Source organism: Streptomyces sp. NPDC030840 (assembly GCF_055572015.1).
This window is the reverse complement of sequence record NZ_JBVIEE010000001.1, coordinates 135,580-152,362: the sequence shown is the minus strand read 5'-3', so window position 1 is coordinate 152,362 and position 16,783 is coordinate 135,580. Positions and strand designations below refer to the sequence as shown.

Genomic DNA, 16,783 nt, shown 5'->3' with positions numbered 1-16,783 from the left:
ACGGTGCGGTCCCTTGACTGGAAGAAACTTGCTGGATATTCGTGACTCCTCGGAAGTTTCCTTCATGAGGGAAGGAGCGCACGTGCGCGACTCCAGCACAGGAAGCACCGGAAAGGCCCCCCGGCCCCCCGAGCCACCCGGCCCCTCCACCCCCTCCACCCCTTCCAGGCGTACCGTCCTCGCCGCCTCCGCCGGCGTCACCGCCGCCCTCGCCCTGGACGGCACCACGGCCGACGCGGCAGGCCACGAAACCGGCGCCCGCGACAGCGAACTGCGCGCCCTCATCTCCGGTATGACGCTGGAGGAGAAGGTCGGCCAGCTCTTCGTGATGCGGGTGTACGGGCACTCGGCGACCGCGCCCGACCAGGCCGACATCGACGCCAACCTCAAGGAGATCGGCGTGACGACGGCCGCCGAGCTGCTCGCCCGGTACCGCGTCGGCGGGATCATCTACTTCTCCTGGGCGCACAACACCCGCGACCCGCACCAGATCGCCGACCTGTCGAACGGCATCCAGCGCGCCTCCCTCGACCTGCCCCGCGGGCTCCCCGTGCTCATCTCCACCGATCAGGAGCACGGGATCGTCGCGCGCGTGGGCAAGCCCGCCACTCTCTTCCCGGGTGCCATGGCTCTGGGCGCGGGCCGGTCGCGGCGTGACGCCCGCACGGCCGGGCGGCTCGGCGGCGCCGAGCTGCGCGCCCTCGGCATCCGGCAGGACTACGCCCCCGTCGCCGACGTGAACGTCAACCCGGCCAACCCCGTCATCGGTGTGCGCTCCTTCGGCGCCGACCCCGAGGCGGTGGCCCGGATGGTCGCCGCCCAGGTCGACGGGTACCAGCGCTCGGGGGTCGCCGCCACCGCCAAGCACTTCCCCGGACACGGCGACACCGAGACCGACAGCCACTACGGCTTCCCCGAGATCAAGCACACCCGGGAGCAGTGGGGCCGGCTCGACGCCCCGCCGTTCCGGGCCGCGATCCGGGCCGGCATCGACTCGATCATGACCGCGCACATCATGGTCCCGGCCCTCGACCCGGCCGGGGACCCGGCCACTCTCTCCCGCCCGATCCTCACCGGCATCCTGCGCGAGGAACTCGGCTACGACGGCGTGGTCGTCACCGACTCGCTGGGCATGCAGGGCGTGCGGACCAAGTACGGCGACGACCGGGTGCCCGTGCTGGCGCTGAAGGCCGGCGTCGACCAGCTGCTCAACCCGCCGTCCCTGGACGTCGCCTGGAACGCCGTCCTGAACGCGGTGCGCGGCGGCGAGCTCACCGAGGCCCGTCTCGACCAGTCGATCCTGCGCGTCCTGCGGCTCAAGGCCCGGCTCGGGCTGTTCGGGAAGCCGTACGTCAGTCATGCCGGGGTCGACCGGGTGGTCGGCGCCCCGGCCCATCTCTCGGCCGCCGACCGTATCGCCGAGCGCACGACCACACTGCTGGTCAACAGGCAGCGGCTGCTGCCGCTGTCGCGCCGTACGCACCGGAACGTGCTCGTCGTCGGCGCCGACCCGGCCTCCCCCTCCGGCACCACGGGACCGCCCACGACCGTCCTCGCCACCGCCCTCACGGAGCTGGGTTTCACGGCCACGGCGCTGTCCACCGGCACGGCGCCCACGCAGGCGGTCATCGACAGGGCGGTCGCGGCGGCGGGCGGCAAGGACGCGGTGGTCGTGGGGACGTACAACGTGACGGCGGCGAGCTCGCAGAGGGCGCTCGTCGAGGCGCTCCTCGGCACCGGTGTCCCCGTTGTCGCCGTCGCCGTGCGCAACCCGTACGACGTTGCCCAACTCCCGGGCGTGGGTGCCTACTTGGCGTCGTACTCCTGGACGGACGTCGAGCTGCGGGCCGCGGCACGGGTGATCGCGGGACGCGTGGCGCCACGCGGGAGGCTGCCGGTGCCGGTGCAGCGTGCGGACGACCCGGCGCAGGTGCTGTATCCGGTCGGGCACGGGCTGACGTACTAGACCTACGCCGCGCATCGGGCGCTCCGCCCCCGTTGGGGGTAAAGCATCCCGTTCCCGTGACGTGCCTCTCCGTGGCGGGCCACGCTGGACGGCGGGGGTGCGTCGGGGGGACGGATTCATGGTCGTGGTCGGACGAGGGGCGCGGGCCGCTGCGCGGGCCGTCGCGGTGACGGTGGCGCTGGTGGTGGCGCTGGTGGCGATGGCGGTGCTCAGCGGGTGCCGGCAGTGGTCCGGGGCGGACGGCTCCGGTTCTGGTTCCGGCTCCAGCTCCGGTTCTGGTTCCGGCGCGGGAGGCGGTGGGGCCACCGCCTCCTCCGCTTCGCCGGCCCCCGCGTCCGAGTTCGGCTCGGAGTTCCTCGGGGTCGACGAGTGCAGCTCCTTCGGGACGACCAGTTTCACGGAGGTGCCCTGCACGGGCGAGCGGGCGGCGGCCCGGGTGGTCGCCCGGCACGCGGGCAAGGTGTCCGAGGGGCCGCGCTGTCCCGCGACCACGGACTTCGTCCTCCACATCAGCGAGTCCCGTCCCGCCTACGACGAGGACGGCGACGGCATCGTCCCGCGGGGCTACGCCTGCATGCGCAAGCTCGTCCCGCCGCATCCGGGCGACCCGGGCGGCGGGGGCGGGCCCCGCACGATCGTCGGGGACTGCGTGTACGGCACGGGCAAGGGCGAGGTGCGCGAGACGTCCTGCGACGGCAAGGGCGACAGGGCCCCGGAGTACGAGGTGACCAAGGCCGTCGGCAGGCGCACCGAGTGCCCCGCGTCCACGGCTCTCTACGTCCAGCTCGGCGGCGACGACCCGGTGGGCTGCGCCCGACCCGTCTGAGGACCCGGCCCACGGCACCCCCGGTACGGGCGGGCGCGGGCACTTCCGCTCCTGGCGCACGAGGGTCTGCTGAGGTGCGGGCCCGGCTCGATATCATCCGTTCGCAGGCCGTACGACGATGGGGGAACGCATGGCCCAGGACGCTCAGGACGACCCGGGCGAGGGCGGACTGCCCGAGATCCCCGGCTACCGCCTCGAGTCCGTCCTCGGCTCCGGCGGCATGGGCCGCGTCTATCTCGGTACGTCGCCCTCCGGCCGCCAGGTCGCCGTCAAGGTGATCCGCACCGACCTCGTCCACCGGCCCGACTTCCGGCAGCGGTTCCGGCGCGAGGTGACCGCCGCCCGCCAGGTCAGCGGCGCCTTCACCGCACCGGTCGTGGACGCCGACCCGGACGCCGACCCGCCCTGGATGGCCACCCTGTACGTGCCGGGGCAGCCCCTCGACCAGCGCATCAAGCTGGGGCCCTTACTCGGCGCCGACGAGCTGTACCGCCTCGCGACGGGCCTCGCCGAGGCGCTGCGCGACATCCACCGTGCCGGGATAGTGCACCGCGACCTCAAACCGGCCAACGTCCTGCTCGCCGACGACGGCCCCCGGGTCATCGACTTCGGCATCGTGCGCGCCGCCGACGCCGACATGCCCACGGGCACCGGCATCACGGTCGGTACCCCGCCGTTCATGTCGCCGGAGCAGATCCGCGCCCAGAAGGACGTCGGGCCGCCGAGCGACATCTTCTCGCTGGGCTCGGTGCTGACGTACGCGGCGAGCGGCCATGTGCCGTTCGACGCCACGGACGTGTACGCGGTGGCGTACCAGCTCGTCCACGAACCGCCCGACCTGGACGGGGTGCCCGGCTGGCTGCTGCCGGTGGTCGAGCGCTGTCTGGCCAAGGAGCCCGCGGACCGCCCGACGGCGGACGAGCTGCTCGCCCTGCTGCAGAGCACGTCCTGCCCGTCCCTCCCCGACTCGCCGGACACCGTGGTGCTCCGCGCGTCCGCGCCCCGCCCTCCGGCCGAGCCGGCCACCGCGGGCGCGGGCTCCGCGCCCACTCCCCCGCCCCTGCGGCGCCGGCGGCTCGTCCTGTCCGTGGCGGCGGCGGTCGTCGCGGTCTCCACGCTGACGGGCGGGCTGATGTACGCGCTCGACAGCGGTGCGGACGCCCCCGGTTCCACCGCGGGTCCCGGCGCGAAGCCCGGCGCGGCCCCCGGCGCGAGCGCGCGTACCGTCACCCAGCCGGCGGGCTCCGCCGACTACCTGAGCACACAGTCCGGGTCGGGCGGCTTCACCTTCGCCTACCGCGACGGCCCGGAGCGCCGGCCGAAGGGCTGGCGGCAGTGGCAGTACAACCTGCAGAACAGCGACTGCGTGTACGCCCGGTCGTCCCTGGTGTGCGTCGGCGACCGCACGGTCCGGCTCGACGCCGCGACCGGCAAGGAGCTGTGGCGGACCGACAAGGCGTCGTCGTACGGCCAGAACACCCCGGTCGTCGCCGGGGGCACCGCGATCGTCAACGTCGGCGACCGGATCGTGGGGCTCTCGCTCGCCGACGGCACGGTGAAGTGGCGCTACCCGACGGCGACGCTCACCCAGCGGCTCATCGGCGACGGCGAGCGCGTGTACGCGGTGGACCACGACGGGCTGGTGCACGCCGTCGACGCGCGCTCGGGCACGAAGCGCTGGACGATGACGGCCCGCGTGTCCGCGGACGGCGGGAGCGGGCATCCGCCCGCGCTGCGGGTCGTCGGCGACCGGCTCCACGTCTTCACCAGCCTCTCCTCCGCGGTCATCGGCGACAACTTCGTCACGGTCGTCGACACGGACAGCGGCGCGCGCGTCGCCGCGTTCGAACTGTCGGCGCCGTGCGACACCGGAAGCGAGGCGCTGCTCGACGAGGGCGGCACGACCCGGCTGTACTGCGCCGTGACGGACGAGACGGGCACGGACCACGCCGTCCTGCGCCAGGAGCTGAAGAAGGGCGCCAAGGGCGTGCGCACCCCCGTCGACGCGGCCCTGGGCAACGGTCAGGTGGGGGCGGCCGAGCTGTCGGTCACCCCGCGACGAGTGCTGTTCGTGGCGCCCACCGAAACGGGCGGCGAGCTCGTCGCCGTGGATCCGGTCGCGCGCAGGGAGCTGTGGCGGAAAACGCTGCCCGGCAGGGGCCCGGCCGACGCGCCTCCCGTCCAGGCCGGCGACCGCGTCTACGTCGCCAACCTCCGGGGCGTCGCCGTCTACCAGGCGCGCACGGGCAAGCTCCTCTACCGGCACAGCGTGCCGGACATCAAGGACGACAGCGGCATGGAACTGGGCCTGGACACCGAGCCGATGGTGGCGGGCGGCATCCTCTACGCCCCGTCGTCGAAGGCGGGCTGGGTGAGTCTCGACACGCAGGACACCGGGCAGGAGTGAGCCCCGGTACGGCGTGACGGCGGTACCGGGGCTCGACTCGCGTGCGGATGTGGCGCGTTACGGCCTGAGCGTCATCTCACGCTCGATGTCGCGCTTGTCGAGCTTGGCGTCGTACCTGGCCAGCGGCTTCGCCACGTCCGGGTTCGCCTGGACCGCGGCGGAGGCCACGCCCGCCCACTCCAGGATGCGGGCCGTGGCCAGGGCCTTCTCGTCGGCCACCAGACCGGCCACGTTCGCACCGTGGTTGAGACCCGGTGCCGTGAAGACGTAACTGTCACGCGCGCCCTTGCCCAGGCGGAAGGGCTCGGCGCCCCACGGATCGTTCTCTCCGTACACGAAGAGCATGCGGTTCGCGTTGTGGCGGACCCAGGTGTCCACGTCGCGCATGGCGAACGGCTGGAACTTCATCGGGATCTCGCGCGGCACGAAGTTCCGCGGCGGCTGGTAGCCGTAGCGGATGTACTTCCTCTCGATGTGCGGGAACTCGATGGTCGGCGCGCCGAGCTGCGTGCCCGCCTGGTAGTAGTACGGCGTGTACCGCTCCAGGCCCTGGTCGGCGTAGGCGGAGAAGCCGGAGATCGTGTCGATGGATGTCCAGATCTCGTCGTCCGTGGCGGTCTTGGCGTCCTTCGGGATGGTGTCGCTGTCGCAGTCCGCGAGCAGGCTGTACTGCCAGAAACCCCACACGTAGTCGAGGACGACCGCCTCGTACGCCTTGTCCAGGCTGCCGACCGTGTTGAAGGTGAGGCCCTCCGCGGCGGCGTACTCGGCGTACTTCTTCTCCAGCGGCTCACGGCGCACCAGGGCCTCGCGCTGCACCGCGTTCAGCCGGTCGCGGCACTCCTTGGTGCCGACGGTGGCGAAGAACCGGTCGTAGGCCGAGTCCTCCTTGTTCACCACGTCGTTGGGCGCGACGTAGGCGACGACGCCGTCCATGTCGCGCGGGTAGAAGCGCTCGTAGTAGGTGGCGGTCATGCCGCCCTTGGAGCCGCCGGTGGAGATCCACTTCCTGTCGTAGATCTTCTTCAGCGCCGTGAAGATGCGGTGCTGGTCACTGGCGGCCTGCCAGATGTCGAGCTTGGACCAGTCGGCGGGGGCGGGGCGGGACGGGGTGAAGAAGCGGTACTCCATGGAGACCTGGTTGCCGTCCACGATCTGGGTGGGCTCGCGGCGGCCGGGGTTCGTGGAGACGTTGTAGCCGCCGGTGTAGAAGACCGTCGGGCGGCTGGTGTCCTTGTGCAGCACGGTGATCCGCTGCTGGAACGTGCCCTTGGAGGGGTGCCGGTGGTCGATCGGCTGGGTGTAGTTGAGGACGAAGAAGCGGTAGCCGGTGTACGGCTTCTCCTCGATCAGGCTCATGCCCGGGATCGCGAGCAGCCGGTCCTTGATGTCGGTGGTCTGCGGCTGAGCGGCGGTGGCCGCTCCGGCCGTGCTCACGGTGCCTATGAGCACCACGAGCGACAGCAGCCATCTGAGCGCCTTGCGCATGGAATCTCCCCTGTGACTCATCTGTGCGCCGGAACCTAGTGGAGCGGGTGGTGGGCGCACCAGGGGAGGAGGGCGTCAACTGGCCATGTACCAGGGGAGATTAGGGAAAACCCTGTGTGCGGTACGGGGCGTCAGCACAGGATCCACCTCGACGTGACGCCGTCGCCGCCGACCGAGCCGGTCACCCTGACGCACCGCCGTCCGGCGTGCACGGCGTCGGTGGCGATGCGGTACCTGCGCTCCCCCTTGCGCATCATCGGGCGGTTCCCCCGCGCCTGCACGCTGGCGGACATCCGCTTGAGGGTGCCGTTGCGCTTCTTGGCGACGGTCACGGCGCAGACGTATCCCCCGCGCTTGTAGACGTGCACGTAGCCGGTGGAGAAGGACAGCGTACGGACCTTGCGCGCCCCGCAGGAGGCCGCCTCGGCGCTGCCCGGCCCGGCCACGACGAGCAGCGCGGCCGCGGTCAGGACGGCCAGCACGAGCGCCATCGGCCGCCGTACGGAGCGTCGCGTTCCCGTCACTTGACCGCTCATCAGTTCACCTCTCCCCGCCGAAGACGTACTGGTGTACGGACGCGGATGTCCGCCGGATGGTTGCACGGCCGGGGGACGAGACCGCCCAAACCGGCAAACGCCCCCGCCGCCCCTACCCGTCCCGTCCCTGGGGGCTGCACCCCCAGACCCCCGTTGTCGGCCTTCGGCCTCGTCCTCAAGCGCCGGACGGGCTGAAAGCGTGTCAGCTCGCCGCGCTGACCGGCTCCCCCACGAACGTCCGCCACAGCTCCGCGTAACGGCCGCCCAGGCGGAGCAGCTCGTCGTGGGTGCCGTCCTCGACGACCCGGCCGTGGTCCATGACGACGACGCGGTCGGCGCGGGCGGCCGTGGTGAGGCGGTGGGCGACGACCAGGGTGGTGCGGCGGCCGGCGAGGCGGTCCGTCGCCTGGTTGACCTGGGCCTCGGTGGCCAGGTCGAGGGCGGCGGTGGCCTCGTCGAGGAGCAGGATGTCGGGGGCGACGAGTTCGGCGCGGGCCAGCGCGATCAGCTGGCGCTGCCCGGCGGAGAGGTTGCGGCCGCGTTCGGCGACCTCGTGGAGGTAGCCGCCGTCCAGCCTGGCGATCATGTCGTGCGCGCCGACGGCCCGCGCCGCGGCCTCCACCTCGGCGTCGGTGGCGTCGGGGCGGCCGTAGGCGATGGCGTCGCGGACGGTGCCCTGGAACAGGTACGCCTCCTGCGGGACGACGCCCAGCCGGTGCCGGTACGACGTGAGGTCCAGGTGACGCAGGTCGGTGCCGTCCACGAGCACGCGCCCGCCCGTGGGGTCGTAGAAGCGCGCGACCAGCTTCACCAGCGTCGACTTGCCCGCGCCCGTCTCACCGACGAACGCGACCGTCTGCCCGGCCGGGATCGTCAGCGCGACACCACCCAGGGCCTCCTCGTCATCCCCGTACGCGAAGCGCACGTCCTCGAAGGTGATGTCGCCCCGCAGGGACACCACCTCCATCGGCTTCTCCGCCGCCTTCGTCGACGTGGGCTCCCGCAGCAGCTCCTGGATGCGGCCCAGCGACACCGTGGCCTGCTGGTAGCCGTCGAAGACCTGGGAGAGCTGCTGCACGGGCGCGAAGAACAGGTCGATGTAGAGCAGGTACGCGACCAGCGCGCCCGTCGTCAGCGTCCCGGCGTCCACCCTGTGCGCGCCCACGACCAGCACGGCGGCCGCCGCCACGGACGACAGCAGCTGCACGAACGGGAAGTACACGGAGATCAGCCACTGCCCGTGGACACGCGCCTCGCGGTAGCTGTCGCTGCCGGCCGCGAACCGCTCGCCGCCGTCCCGCTCACGCCGGAACGCCTGCACGATCCGCAGCCCGGCCACCGACTCCTGGAGGTCGGCGTTGACCAGCGCGACACGTTCACGGGCGAGCTCGTACGCCTTCACGCTCGCCCGGCGGAAAAAGAACGTGCCGATGATCAGCGGCGGCAGCGTCGCGAAGACGACCAGCGCCAGCTGAACGTCGATCACGAGCAGCGCGACCATGATGCCGAAGAACGTGACGACCGAGACGAACGCCGTGACCAGGCCCGTCTGGAGGAAGGTGGACAGGGCGTCGACGTCCGTCGTCATCCTCGTCATGATCCGGCCGGTCAGCTCCCGCTCGTAGTAGTCGAGTCCGAGCCGCTGGAGCTGGGCGAAGATCTTCAGCCGGAGCGAGTACAGGACGCGCTCACCGGTCCGTCCGGTCATGCGCGTCTCGCCGATCTGCGCCGCCCACTGCGCCAGTACGGCGAGCAGTGCCAGCACGGAGGCCGCCCACACTCCGCCGAGGGCCAGCTGGGAGACGCCGTCGTCGATGCCGTTGCGGACCAGGACGGGCAGGAGGAGTCCCATGCCGGCGTCGGTGGCGACGAGGGCGAGGCTGACGAGCAGGGGCGCGCCGAAGCCGCGGAGCAGGCGCCTGAGGCCGTACGACTCCTCCGGGGTGACCGCGCGGGCCTCGTCAATGTCCGGGGTGTCGGTGGCCGGGGGCAGCGCGTCGACCTGCGCGAGGAGTTCGGGGGTGGCGGGAGTGCCGTCGAGGGCGAGGTCCCTGGGCTCCCGGTCGCCGGTCCACAGCCTGGGGGTGATGCCCCGCTCGGCGTCGAACTCGGCGTCGAGTTCGTCCCGTACGGAGGTGTCCTCCCGCGGGCACTCCGGCTTGACGTGCCCGGGCGAGACCCCGCCGAGCTCGTCCGGGTCGGTGAGCAGCCTGCGGTAGAGGGCGGACCGCTCCTGGAGTTCCTCGTGGGTGCCGAGGTCGGCGAGACGGCCGTGGTCGAGGACTGCGATGCGGTCGGCGAGGTTGAGAGTGGAGCGGCGGTGGGCGATGAGCAGGGTCGTCCGGCCCTCCATGACGTGCCTGAGCGCCTCGTGGATCTCGTGCTCGACGCGGGCGTCCACGGCGGAGGTCGCGTCGTCGAGGACGAGGAGGCGCGGGTCGGTGAGGATCGCGCGGGCGAGCGCGATGCGCTGGCGCTGGCCGCCGGAGAGGGTCAGGCCGTGCTCGCCGACCTTGGTGTCGTACCCCTCGGGCAGCTCGGTGACGAAGCCGTGCGCCTGGGCGGCGCGGGCGGCGGTCTCGATCTGCTCCTGGGTGGCGTCGGGGCGGCCGTAGGCGATGTTGTTGCGGACGGTGTCCGAGAAGAGGAAGGAGTCCTCGGGGACCAGCCCGATGGCGGCGCGCAGGGAGTCGAGCGTGAGCTCGCGGACGTCGTGGCCGCCGACGAGGACCGCGCCGTGCGTGACGTCGTAGAAGCGCGGCAGGAGCAGGGAGACCGTGGACTTCCCGGAGCCGGAGGAGCCGACGACGGCGAGGGTCTCGCCGGGGCGGATCTCGAAGCTGAGGCCGTCGAGGACGGGGTGCTCGTCGTCGTAGCCGAAGGAGACGTCGTCGAACTCGACCGTCGCCGGTGCGTCGGCGGGGAGCGTCTTCGTACCGCCCTGGAGGGTCGGCTCGGTGTCGATCAGTTCCAGCACGCGCTCGGTGCCCGCCCGTGCCTGCTGGCCGACGGTCAGGACCATGGCGAGCATGCGGACGGGGCCGACGAGCTGGGCGAGGTAGCTGGAGAAGGCGACGAACGTACCGAGCGTGATGTGCCCGCGCACCGCCAGATAGCCGCCGAGGGCGAGCATGGCGACCTGCCCGAGGGCGGGGACGGCCTGCAGCGCGGGCGTGTACTTCGCGTTGAACCGGATGGTGCGCAGCCGTCCGGCGAACAGCCTGCGTCCGACCTCCCGGAGCTTGCCGGTCTCCTGCTCCTCCTGTCCGAAGCCCTTGACCACGCGGACACCGCTGACGGCACCGTCGACGACGCCGGCGACGGCGGCGGCCTGGGCCTGCGCGTACCAGGTGGACGGGTGCAGACGGGTGCGGCTGCGCCCCGCGATCCACCACAGGGCGGGGGCGACGGCGAGGGCGACCAGGGTGAGGGGCAGCGACAGCCACGCCATGATCACGAGGGAGATCAGGAACAGCATGAAGTTGCCGATGGTCATCGGCAGCATGAAGAGCAGGCCCTGGATCAGCTGGAGGTCGCTGGTGGCCCGCCCGACGACCTGCCCGGTGGACAGCTCGTCCTGGCGGCGCCCGTCGAGCCGGGTGATCGTCCCGTACATCTCGGTGCGCAGGTCGTGCTGGACGTCGAGGGCGAGGCGTCCGCCGTAGTAGCGGCGGATGTACGTGAACACGTAGACGAGGACGGCGGCGCCGATCAGGGCGCCGGCCCAGGGGGCCATGCTCCGGGTGTGGTCCGTGACGACATCGTCGATGATCACCTTGGTGATCAGGGGGACGACGGCCATGAGGGCCATACCGGCCAGGGAGGAGCCGAGGGCCAGGACGACGTCCCTGGGGTGCCGCCAGGCGTACCCGGCGAGCCTCCGTGCCCAGCCCTGTTTGTCCCCCTGCTCCGCTGCCACGCCGGTGCCTCCCGTCCGTCCTGATGTACCGGAAGGCTCCAACGCGGGAAAAAGCGGATTTCATCCCTCCGCAATAAAGACGGGCCAGGGACCTGGATCCCGAGCTGCTGCGCGGTCCTCCCGAGCCGATCACAATCGTCCTTTCCATAAATCATTCAGGCAAGTTCATTCGAAATATGACATGTGCGTTTTTGCCGCCTGCCGCGACGGAATGATCACTCCGCACACGCCGGCGGCAGGAAAAGGGGGGAAGAGCTGTGGCGATACCGGCTCTCGCGCATGTGGACAAACTCGTGGCGGCCCTGGACGCGCTGGTGACCCAGCCGGCGCAAGGACGAGGGCTGCCGGTGGTGGTGATCGGGGACGACGGAACGGACCCCGGGCACGCCGACGCGTTCGTGTCCGGCTACGCCGAACGCCTGCGGGTGGGCGACCCGGAAGACGACCGGCAAGGAGGGCCTCCGGAAGCCGACCAGGCCTTCCACGTTCCCCGCGCCATGGCCAGGGCCCAGCAGCCGGACGCGACCAGACCGGACGTCGATCTGCTCGACCATCTGGTCAGCGACTGGGAGAACACCATGCCGGAGGGTGCGGGAAGGCTGCGTCTGCCGATGTTCCGCACCTGCCGGGACGCGCTCGACGCGCTGCTGCCCGGCGACGCACCGCCGGACGCGGGCGTCCCGCAGGATCCGGCCCGGGCCATGGCGCAGGGGTTGTGGGCCGCGTGGCAAGAACGCACTCCCGTTCTCGGCGCGGTGCGCCAGGCGGGCAACAACGGCGCGCTGCCCGGCTGGCTGTCCGGGGCGCTGACCGTGGCTCTCTCCTGGCCGTTGGAGCTCTGGCATCGGTGGCGGCTCAATCGCACCATGCGCTGGTACACCCATCGGGTGGCCCATGCCGGCCCGGCCGCCCGGAACTTCGTCCAGGCCGCACTCCGCCTGCGCGCGGCGGATGCCCAGCAGCAGGCTCTGCTGCGGATGAACCTGCTGCTGGAAGCGCTCTTCAAGGACCTTTCCAAGGCAGTCGCACCCAGCCGGTTCCACCCTGGGCGCCGCCGCCGGGTGTGGCCTTTCGTCCTGCTGGTGCCGGATGCCGCCGCCGCGGAGAACACCGCTGTGCGGCAGCTGCTGGAGGCGCACCGGGAGCTCGTCACGCAGGGTGCCCGGCCCCCGCTGCTGGTGCTGGCAGGGCACCGGGGCCAGCCGTCGGCCGAGGTCCTCGACGGTCCTTTGCTGGGCATCGGAGAGGCCGTCACCGTGCTCAAGAAGGCCCGTCAGCAGGCGCGGACGCAGGAGCCCCCTCGGATCGCCGTACGGTTGCCGAGCGGCGATGAGCAGTCCGAGAAGGTGGCCAGGTGGCTGAGGCTCAACGCCAAGGTCACGCCCAAGGAGGTGGGCGCGGTCCGCGCGCACGCCGGATGGGTGGTGCCGGCCACGGTGCTGGTGGCCATGAGCTGCGCGGCGTGGCTCCTGCCGGTCCCCTGGTGGCCGTGGGGCTCGCGGTGTCCCGGGCCCGGGACGGCAGGGGAGGAAATCGTCGGTATCGCCCCCGCGACCAGGGGCTGCTATTTCACCGACCTCGCTTCCCAGGCGCTGCTGCGTGAGGTGCAGGACCAGATCCGTGAACAGAACGCCGCGGTCACGGGCGAGCATCGCACGCTGGTGTTCCTGGCGCCGCTGACCGCCAACCCCCGTGCGCGACGCGGGCAGATCGTGCCGGCGGGAGTGCTGCAGCTCAAGGGCGCCGCGGACGCTCAGAAGGCATGGAACGGCCAGACCGCGATCAACGAGAACATGCCCCCGCTGAAAATCGTGGTGGCGAACGCCGGCTTCGCCTTCGGCTCGGGCCGAGCAGTCGCGGACCAGGTCAGGGAGCTGGCGGCAGAGGACAGCACCGTGGCGGCGGTCATCGGCATCACCCAGAGCCGTCAGGAGTCGGTCGACGCGATCAACCGCCTGGGCGACAGCATGCCGGTGATCGGAGCCTCGGTCACCGGCGACTTCATGGCCGAAGAGGCGCGCAACTTCTTCCACACCCAGCCGACCAACGCGCGCATGGCCCAGGTCATGGTGCGGCACGCGCGCGACCTGGGCGGCAGGAAGGCGCTGATCGTCTACGACAGGAACGACCGCTACAGCAAGGAACTCCGGGACGACATCGCCGGGGAACTCACAGCCCGTGGCATCACCCCGGAAGACCCGTGGTTCGCCCAGGTACCGGCCCCCACGCCGGAGAACAGCGGCGTCACCGCCCTGGGACTGCCCGACCTCGCCGAGAGGATCTGCGCACTCCGCGGGGAGAACGGCATCACCTTCTACGCCGCCCGGGGCACGCAGCTGCCGAAGGTGCTCGCCAAGGTGCAGGCCACCTGCGGCAGTGACGACGACATCAGGTCCTCGCCCATCCCGATCATCTCGTCCGACGTCAACACACTGATCGAGTACGAGAAAGTGCCGGCCTCGGCGCGCATCCACCAGTACACCGCCGTGAACCTGTACTACATCTCGTTCTCGAAGAAGCCGGTCCGCCGGAGCATCAAGGGCGGAAGTGACTACGCCAGCGGAGGGGACTCCTTCCGGGCGGCAGCGGCTGCCATCGAGACGGCATCCGCCCAGTCCGGCGGCTCCGCGTCCCCGTCGAACGTCCTCCAGGCCCTCCGCAACGGCGTCACCGTCCGGGACAGCATCGCGTGGGACCGCAACTTCACCCTGCCGCTCACCGAGAAGGAGCGGGCCAGGCGCCCTCTCTTCCTGTGTCTGGCGCCGCACAGCCTCGCGGCCGACAGCCATGGGAGGTGCACCCGGCCCGACCGGTGAACGCAGGTAGGTCAGACGCGGACGGTGAGCCGGTAGAAGCGGGTGGTCTGGGTCGCGCCCTGGTTGTCGTCGCTGACCAGCAGCACACGCAGCCGCCCCTGCCGGTCACGCCCGGTGACCGCCATGCCCTCGATGTTGTCGAGCAACGGGTTCGGTTGCGGCTGCTTGGCGGTCGCGCCCAGTGACGGGCAGGTCACGAGGTCGGTGAGCAGGGTCTTCTTGACCAGCCGCACACCGGCCTGGCCCGTGAGGTTCTCCACGCCGCTGGTGTCCGTCGCGTGCCGCGGATCGGCGAGGTAGAGGCGGACCGTGTTGCCGACGCCGGCGGTGAAACCGCGCTCCAGGACGAGCAGCCGCCCGTCGGGGAGGGCGGCGGTCTCGACGACGCCGAGGCCGGTGTCGGCGCGGTAGCCGTACTGCGCCGACAGCCGGAAGCCCTGCCCGTGACGCCGGTCCCAGGTCTGGAAACGGACGATGCCGGTCGCGTCGCCGGAGAGCGCGCCCTCCATCGAGGCGAGGAGGGTGCGGCCGCCGGGGTAGAGGGTGAGCCCCTCGAAGGTCTGGTTGGTGGTGGCACGCCCGGCCGGGGCGACCTTGAGCGCGTCCGGTACGGGCAGGCTGTCGCCGAGGAGGCGGCCGTCGCGGTCGTACCGGCGTATGGACGGCTCGGTCTCGGAGCTGACGAGGCGGGTGCCGATGGGGGTTCCCCCGCTCGAGCGAAGCCGAGAGTGGGGGAGGTCGACGGCCAGGCCCTCGGAGTCGAGCGCGGCGCCCTTCTCGTCGGCGAGCGGGACGACTCCCTTCGGCGCGAGGGTTTCGCGGTCCAGGGTGAAGAGGACGGAGCGGTCGGAGAGCGCGAGGAGGGAGCCGTCACCGTCGACGGCGAGGGCGGAGAAGTTGCCGACGAAAGTGCCGTCGTACGTGGTCTTGTCGAGTGCGTCGGAGAAGCCGTCGATGGAGACGGCGGGTGAACAGGCGTTGCTGCCCGGTGCGTTGGCGTGGGCCGGTCCGGTGGCGGCGAGTGTGGTGGCCGCCGCCAGACCGGCGGTGACGGTCGCGAGGAGAGTTCTCAGGCTTCTGTGGCGCATGCCGTCACCGTAGGACGGCCAGGGCGCCTGTGAGGTGGACTCCCCGTGAACGCAGAGGAGTTCAGCCGCCCGCGGGCACCGGCACGGACGCCTCCTTCGGCTCGTCCGTGGGCACGTACCGCTGAACGCCCGCGCTGCTGGTGACCGGCACGAGGTCCTTGTGGATGGCCTTGGCCACCGCCTGGATGGTGTTCACCCCGTAGGTCATGTTGCTGTTGCCGTGGGTGAGGACGGAGATCATGTAGTCGTGCCCGGCGCCCTTGAAGGCGCCGATGCTGTGCACGCGCCAGCCGTGCGTGGCGCGGGGCAGCCAGCCGTTCTTGACGTGCACGGAGACCGTGGAGGGTGCCCCGGCCGGTGTGCCCCAGCGCTGGGAGGAGATGACCTGGCCCATGAGCTTGAGGATGTAGGCACGGGAGTTGTCGCTCAGCACGGTGTTCTTGGCGGTGATGAGCTTCAGCAGCTTCTGCTCGTCCCGGACGGTGATCTGGGTGAGGCCCCAGTAGCCGTCCGCGCCCGGCTTGGTCTGCGTCATGCCGGCGGCGGCGAGGAAACCCTTGATCTTCGTCATCCCGAGCTGCCGCCACAGCGCGCTGGTGGCCGCGTTGTCGGACTTGGTGATCATGGCCTTGGAGAGGTCGGCCTCGCGCTGGGTGAGGTAGCGGTTGTGCTTCTTCGCGTCCCACAGGAGGGTGGCGAGCACGGTCACCTTCACGACGCTGGCCGAGTCGAAGGCCGTGCTGCCGCGCAGGGTGCAGGTGGTGTTCGTGGACCGGTCGTAGAGGCCGACCGCTACGGTCCCCGTGCGGTTTGCGAGGGCCGCGGTGATGTCTCGCTGCAACTTCGTGGCCAGGCCCGCCCGGTCGGACGTACAGCTGACCTGCGGCGTCGCCGCCGCGGCCGGCGCGGCGGCGGCCACGCACGGTATGAGCAGTCCGGCCCCGAGGGCTCCGGCGAGCACGCGCGCACGCCGGGATGTCCGGTGAGTCATGAAGGCTTCCCATCCCCGTTGAAAAGACGTGAGCACCCTTACGGCGTGCTCGCCCCGTTTGACTCACACGAATGACCGAAAGTTGTATGTCCGTTCCCCTGCGTGGGGAGGCGCCCGCCGGTCAGGGGTGGGTGGAGTGGACCAGCGGAAGGCGTGCGCCCCGGCTCTCCGCGATGCGGTGCACGTCTGTGAGCGCCTCACTCATGCGCTGCACCAGGTACCGGAGTTGCGCGGATGTCGCTCGACGGTCGGCCAGCATGTCGGCGGCATGACCGAGGAGTTCGGCCGCCATGCCGAGTTGCACCGCCTCGATGTCGTCCGCCATCCGGGAGAGACGACCCGTCCCGTCGGTCACGAGGTAGCAGCGTTGGCCTTCCGGCCCCGTCCACGGCAGCAAGCGCGCCCCACGGATGCCGTCCATCACCCCGCCACCTCCACGCCGTGGATGACGCGCGGTCCGACATCGATCCCGTGAACGGCCAGCCACAGCGCGCGGCGGCGGGCCCGCTGCTGTTGTGCCTGGCTGCGCCGTTCGTGTGCCACGAGGTAGGGACGGACCAGGGCGTTGTCCTCGCCGCGCAGAGGGCGGGTGCCGACGCGCCGGGCGGTCGGCGCGCCCACGTATGTGATGTCGGAGCCCTCGCGGCTCGGTTCGCCGGGGGCATATCGGCGACGTCCTGTTCCAGGCAGCAGGAGCCGTAGCAGCGGTTCGAAGAGGCGGCGGGCGATGCGGTGACTCATGTCGT

General features: G+C 71.4%; 11 protein-coding genes. 4 read left to right on the top strand and 7 right to left on the bottom strand.

The features are described 5' to 3' along the window. The first annotated feature begins 82 nt into the window (after window positions 1–82). From ACZ49J_RS00650 to ACZ49J_RS00640, 3 genes are all read left to right on the top strand, one after another. Window positions 83–1,966 carry a glycoside hydrolase family 3 protein gene (locus tag ACZ49J_RS00650; RefSeq protein ID WP_467454744.1) on the top strand — a complete coding sequence of 628 codons (1,884 nt, stop codon included), beginning with the start codon at window positions 83–85 and terminating at the stop codon, window positions 1,964–1,966. A 118-nt stretch (window positions 1,967–2,084) separates the two neighbouring features. Next, entirely contained in the window at window positions 2,085–2,792 is a 708-nt protein-coding gene (locus ACZ49J_RS00645; RefSeq protein WP_467454745.1) for a hypothetical protein, read from the top strand. 130 nt (window positions 2,793–2,922) lie between these two features. Continuing rightward, on the top strand, window positions 2,923–5,199 hold the full coding sequence (locus tag ACZ49J_RS00640) for a protein kinase domain-containing protein (RefSeq protein WP_467454746.1): 2,277 nt from the start codon (window positions 2,923–2,925) through the stop codon (window positions 5,197–5,199). A 57-nt stretch (window positions 5,200–5,256) separates the two neighbouring features. On the opposite strand, the gene ACZ49J_RS00635 is transcribed toward ACZ49J_RS00640, so the two are convergent. The 3 genes from ACZ49J_RS00635 to ACZ49J_RS00625 all read right to left on the bottom strand — a co-directional run bounded on the left by ACZ49J_RS00635 (window position 5,257) and on the right by ACZ49J_RS00625 (window position 11,142). Then, window positions 5,257–6,687: a S28 family serine protease gene (locus ACZ49J_RS00635; protein ID WP_467454747.1), complete on the bottom strand. Its 1,431-nt coding sequence runs from the start codon at window positions 6,685–6,687 to the stop codon at window positions 5,257–5,259. 131 nt (window positions 6,688–6,818) lie between these two features. Beyond that, window positions 6,819–7,223 (bottom strand): hypothetical protein, encoded by a 405-nt coding sequence (locus ACZ49J_RS00630; RefSeq protein WP_467454749.1) that lies wholly within the window; start codon window positions 7,221–7,223, stop codon window positions 6,819–6,821. Between the two features lie 202 nt (window positions 7,224–7,425). Next, complete coding sequence (locus ACZ49J_RS00625) at window positions 7,426–11,142, bottom strand: ABC transporter ATP-binding protein (RefSeq protein ID WP_467454750.1); 3,717 nt, start codon at window positions 11,140–11,142, stop codon at window positions 7,426–7,428. 257 nt (window positions 11,143–11,399) lie between these two features. On the opposite strand from ACZ49J_RS00625, the gene ACZ49J_RS00620 reads away from it, so the two are divergent. Then, window positions 11,400–13,958: an ABC transporter substrate-binding protein gene (locus tag ACZ49J_RS00620; protein ID WP_467454751.1), complete on the top strand. Its 2,559-nt coding sequence runs from the start codon at window positions 11,400–11,402 to the stop codon at window positions 13,956–13,958. A gap of 11 nt (window positions 13,959–13,969) precedes the next feature. Here the strand turns inward: ACZ49J_RS00620 and ACZ49J_RS00615 are convergent, their stop codons facing one another. From ACZ49J_RS00615 to ACZ49J_RS00600, 4 genes are all read right to left on the bottom strand, one after another. Beyond that, entirely contained in the window at window positions 13,970–15,046 is a 1,077-nt protein-coding gene (locus ACZ49J_RS00615; protein WP_467454752.1) for an esterase-like activity of phytase family protein, read from the bottom strand. 61 nt (window positions 15,047–15,107) lie between these two features. Beyond that, the gene (locus ACZ49J_RS00610) at window positions 15,108–16,037 is read right to left on the bottom strand and encodes a serine hydrolase (protein WP_467454754.1); all 930 of its coding nucleotides are present in this window, start codon (window positions 16,035–16,037) and stop codon (window positions 15,108–15,110) included. 121 nt (window positions 16,038–16,158) lie between these two features. Beyond that, window positions 16,159–16,458, bottom strand: a complete 300-nt coding sequence (locus ACZ49J_RS00605) for a hypothetical protein (protein ID WP_467454756.1) — start codon at window positions 16,456–16,458, stop codon at window positions 16,159–16,161. Beyond that, complete coding sequence (locus ACZ49J_RS00600; RefSeq protein WP_467454757.1) at window positions 16,458–16,778, bottom strand: hypothetical protein; 321 nt, start codon at window positions 16,776–16,778, stop codon at window positions 16,458–16,460. The genes ACZ49J_RS00605 and ACZ49J_RS00600 overlap by 1 nt, the downstream gene beginning before the upstream one ends. Between the last annotated feature and the right edge of the window lie 5 nt (window positions 16,779–16,783).

What these genes read in the sequence shown, in the direction of transcription:
- ACZ49J_RS00645 (WP_467454745.1), top strand. Translation starts at nt 2,085, where the DNA reads ATGGTCGTGGTCGGACGAGGGGCGCGGGCCGCTGCGCGGGCCGTCGCG.
- ACZ49J_RS00640 (WP_467454746.1), top strand. Translation starts at nt 2,923, where the DNA reads ATGGCCCAGGACGCTCAGGACGACCCGGGCGAGGGCGGACTGCCCGAG.
- ACZ49J_RS00635 (WP_467454747.1), bottom strand. Translation starts at nt 6,687, where the DNA reads ATGCGCAAGGCGCTCAGATGGCTGCTGTCGCTCGTGGTGCTCATAGGC.
- ACZ49J_RS00630 (WP_467454749.1), bottom strand. Translation starts at nt 7,223, where the DNA reads ATGAGCGGTCAAGTGACGGGAACGCGACGCTCCGTACGGCGGCCGATG.
- ACZ49J_RS00615 (WP_467454752.1), bottom strand. Translation starts at nt 15,046, where the DNA reads ATGCGCCACAGAAGCCTGAGAACTCTCCTCGCGACCGTCACCGCCGGT.
- ACZ49J_RS00610 (WP_467454754.1), bottom strand. Translation starts at nt 16,037, where the DNA reads ATGACTCACCGGACATCCCGGCGTGCGCGCGTGCTCGCCGGAGCCCTC.
- ACZ49J_RS00605 (WP_467454756.1), bottom strand. Translation starts at nt 16,458, where the DNA reads ATGGACGGCATCCGTGGGGCGCGCTTGCTGCCGTGGACGGGGCCGGAA.
- ACZ49J_RS00600 (WP_467454757.1), bottom strand. Translation starts at nt 16,778, where the DNA reads ATGAGTCACCGCATCGCCCGCCGCCTCTTCGAACCGCTGCTACGGCTC.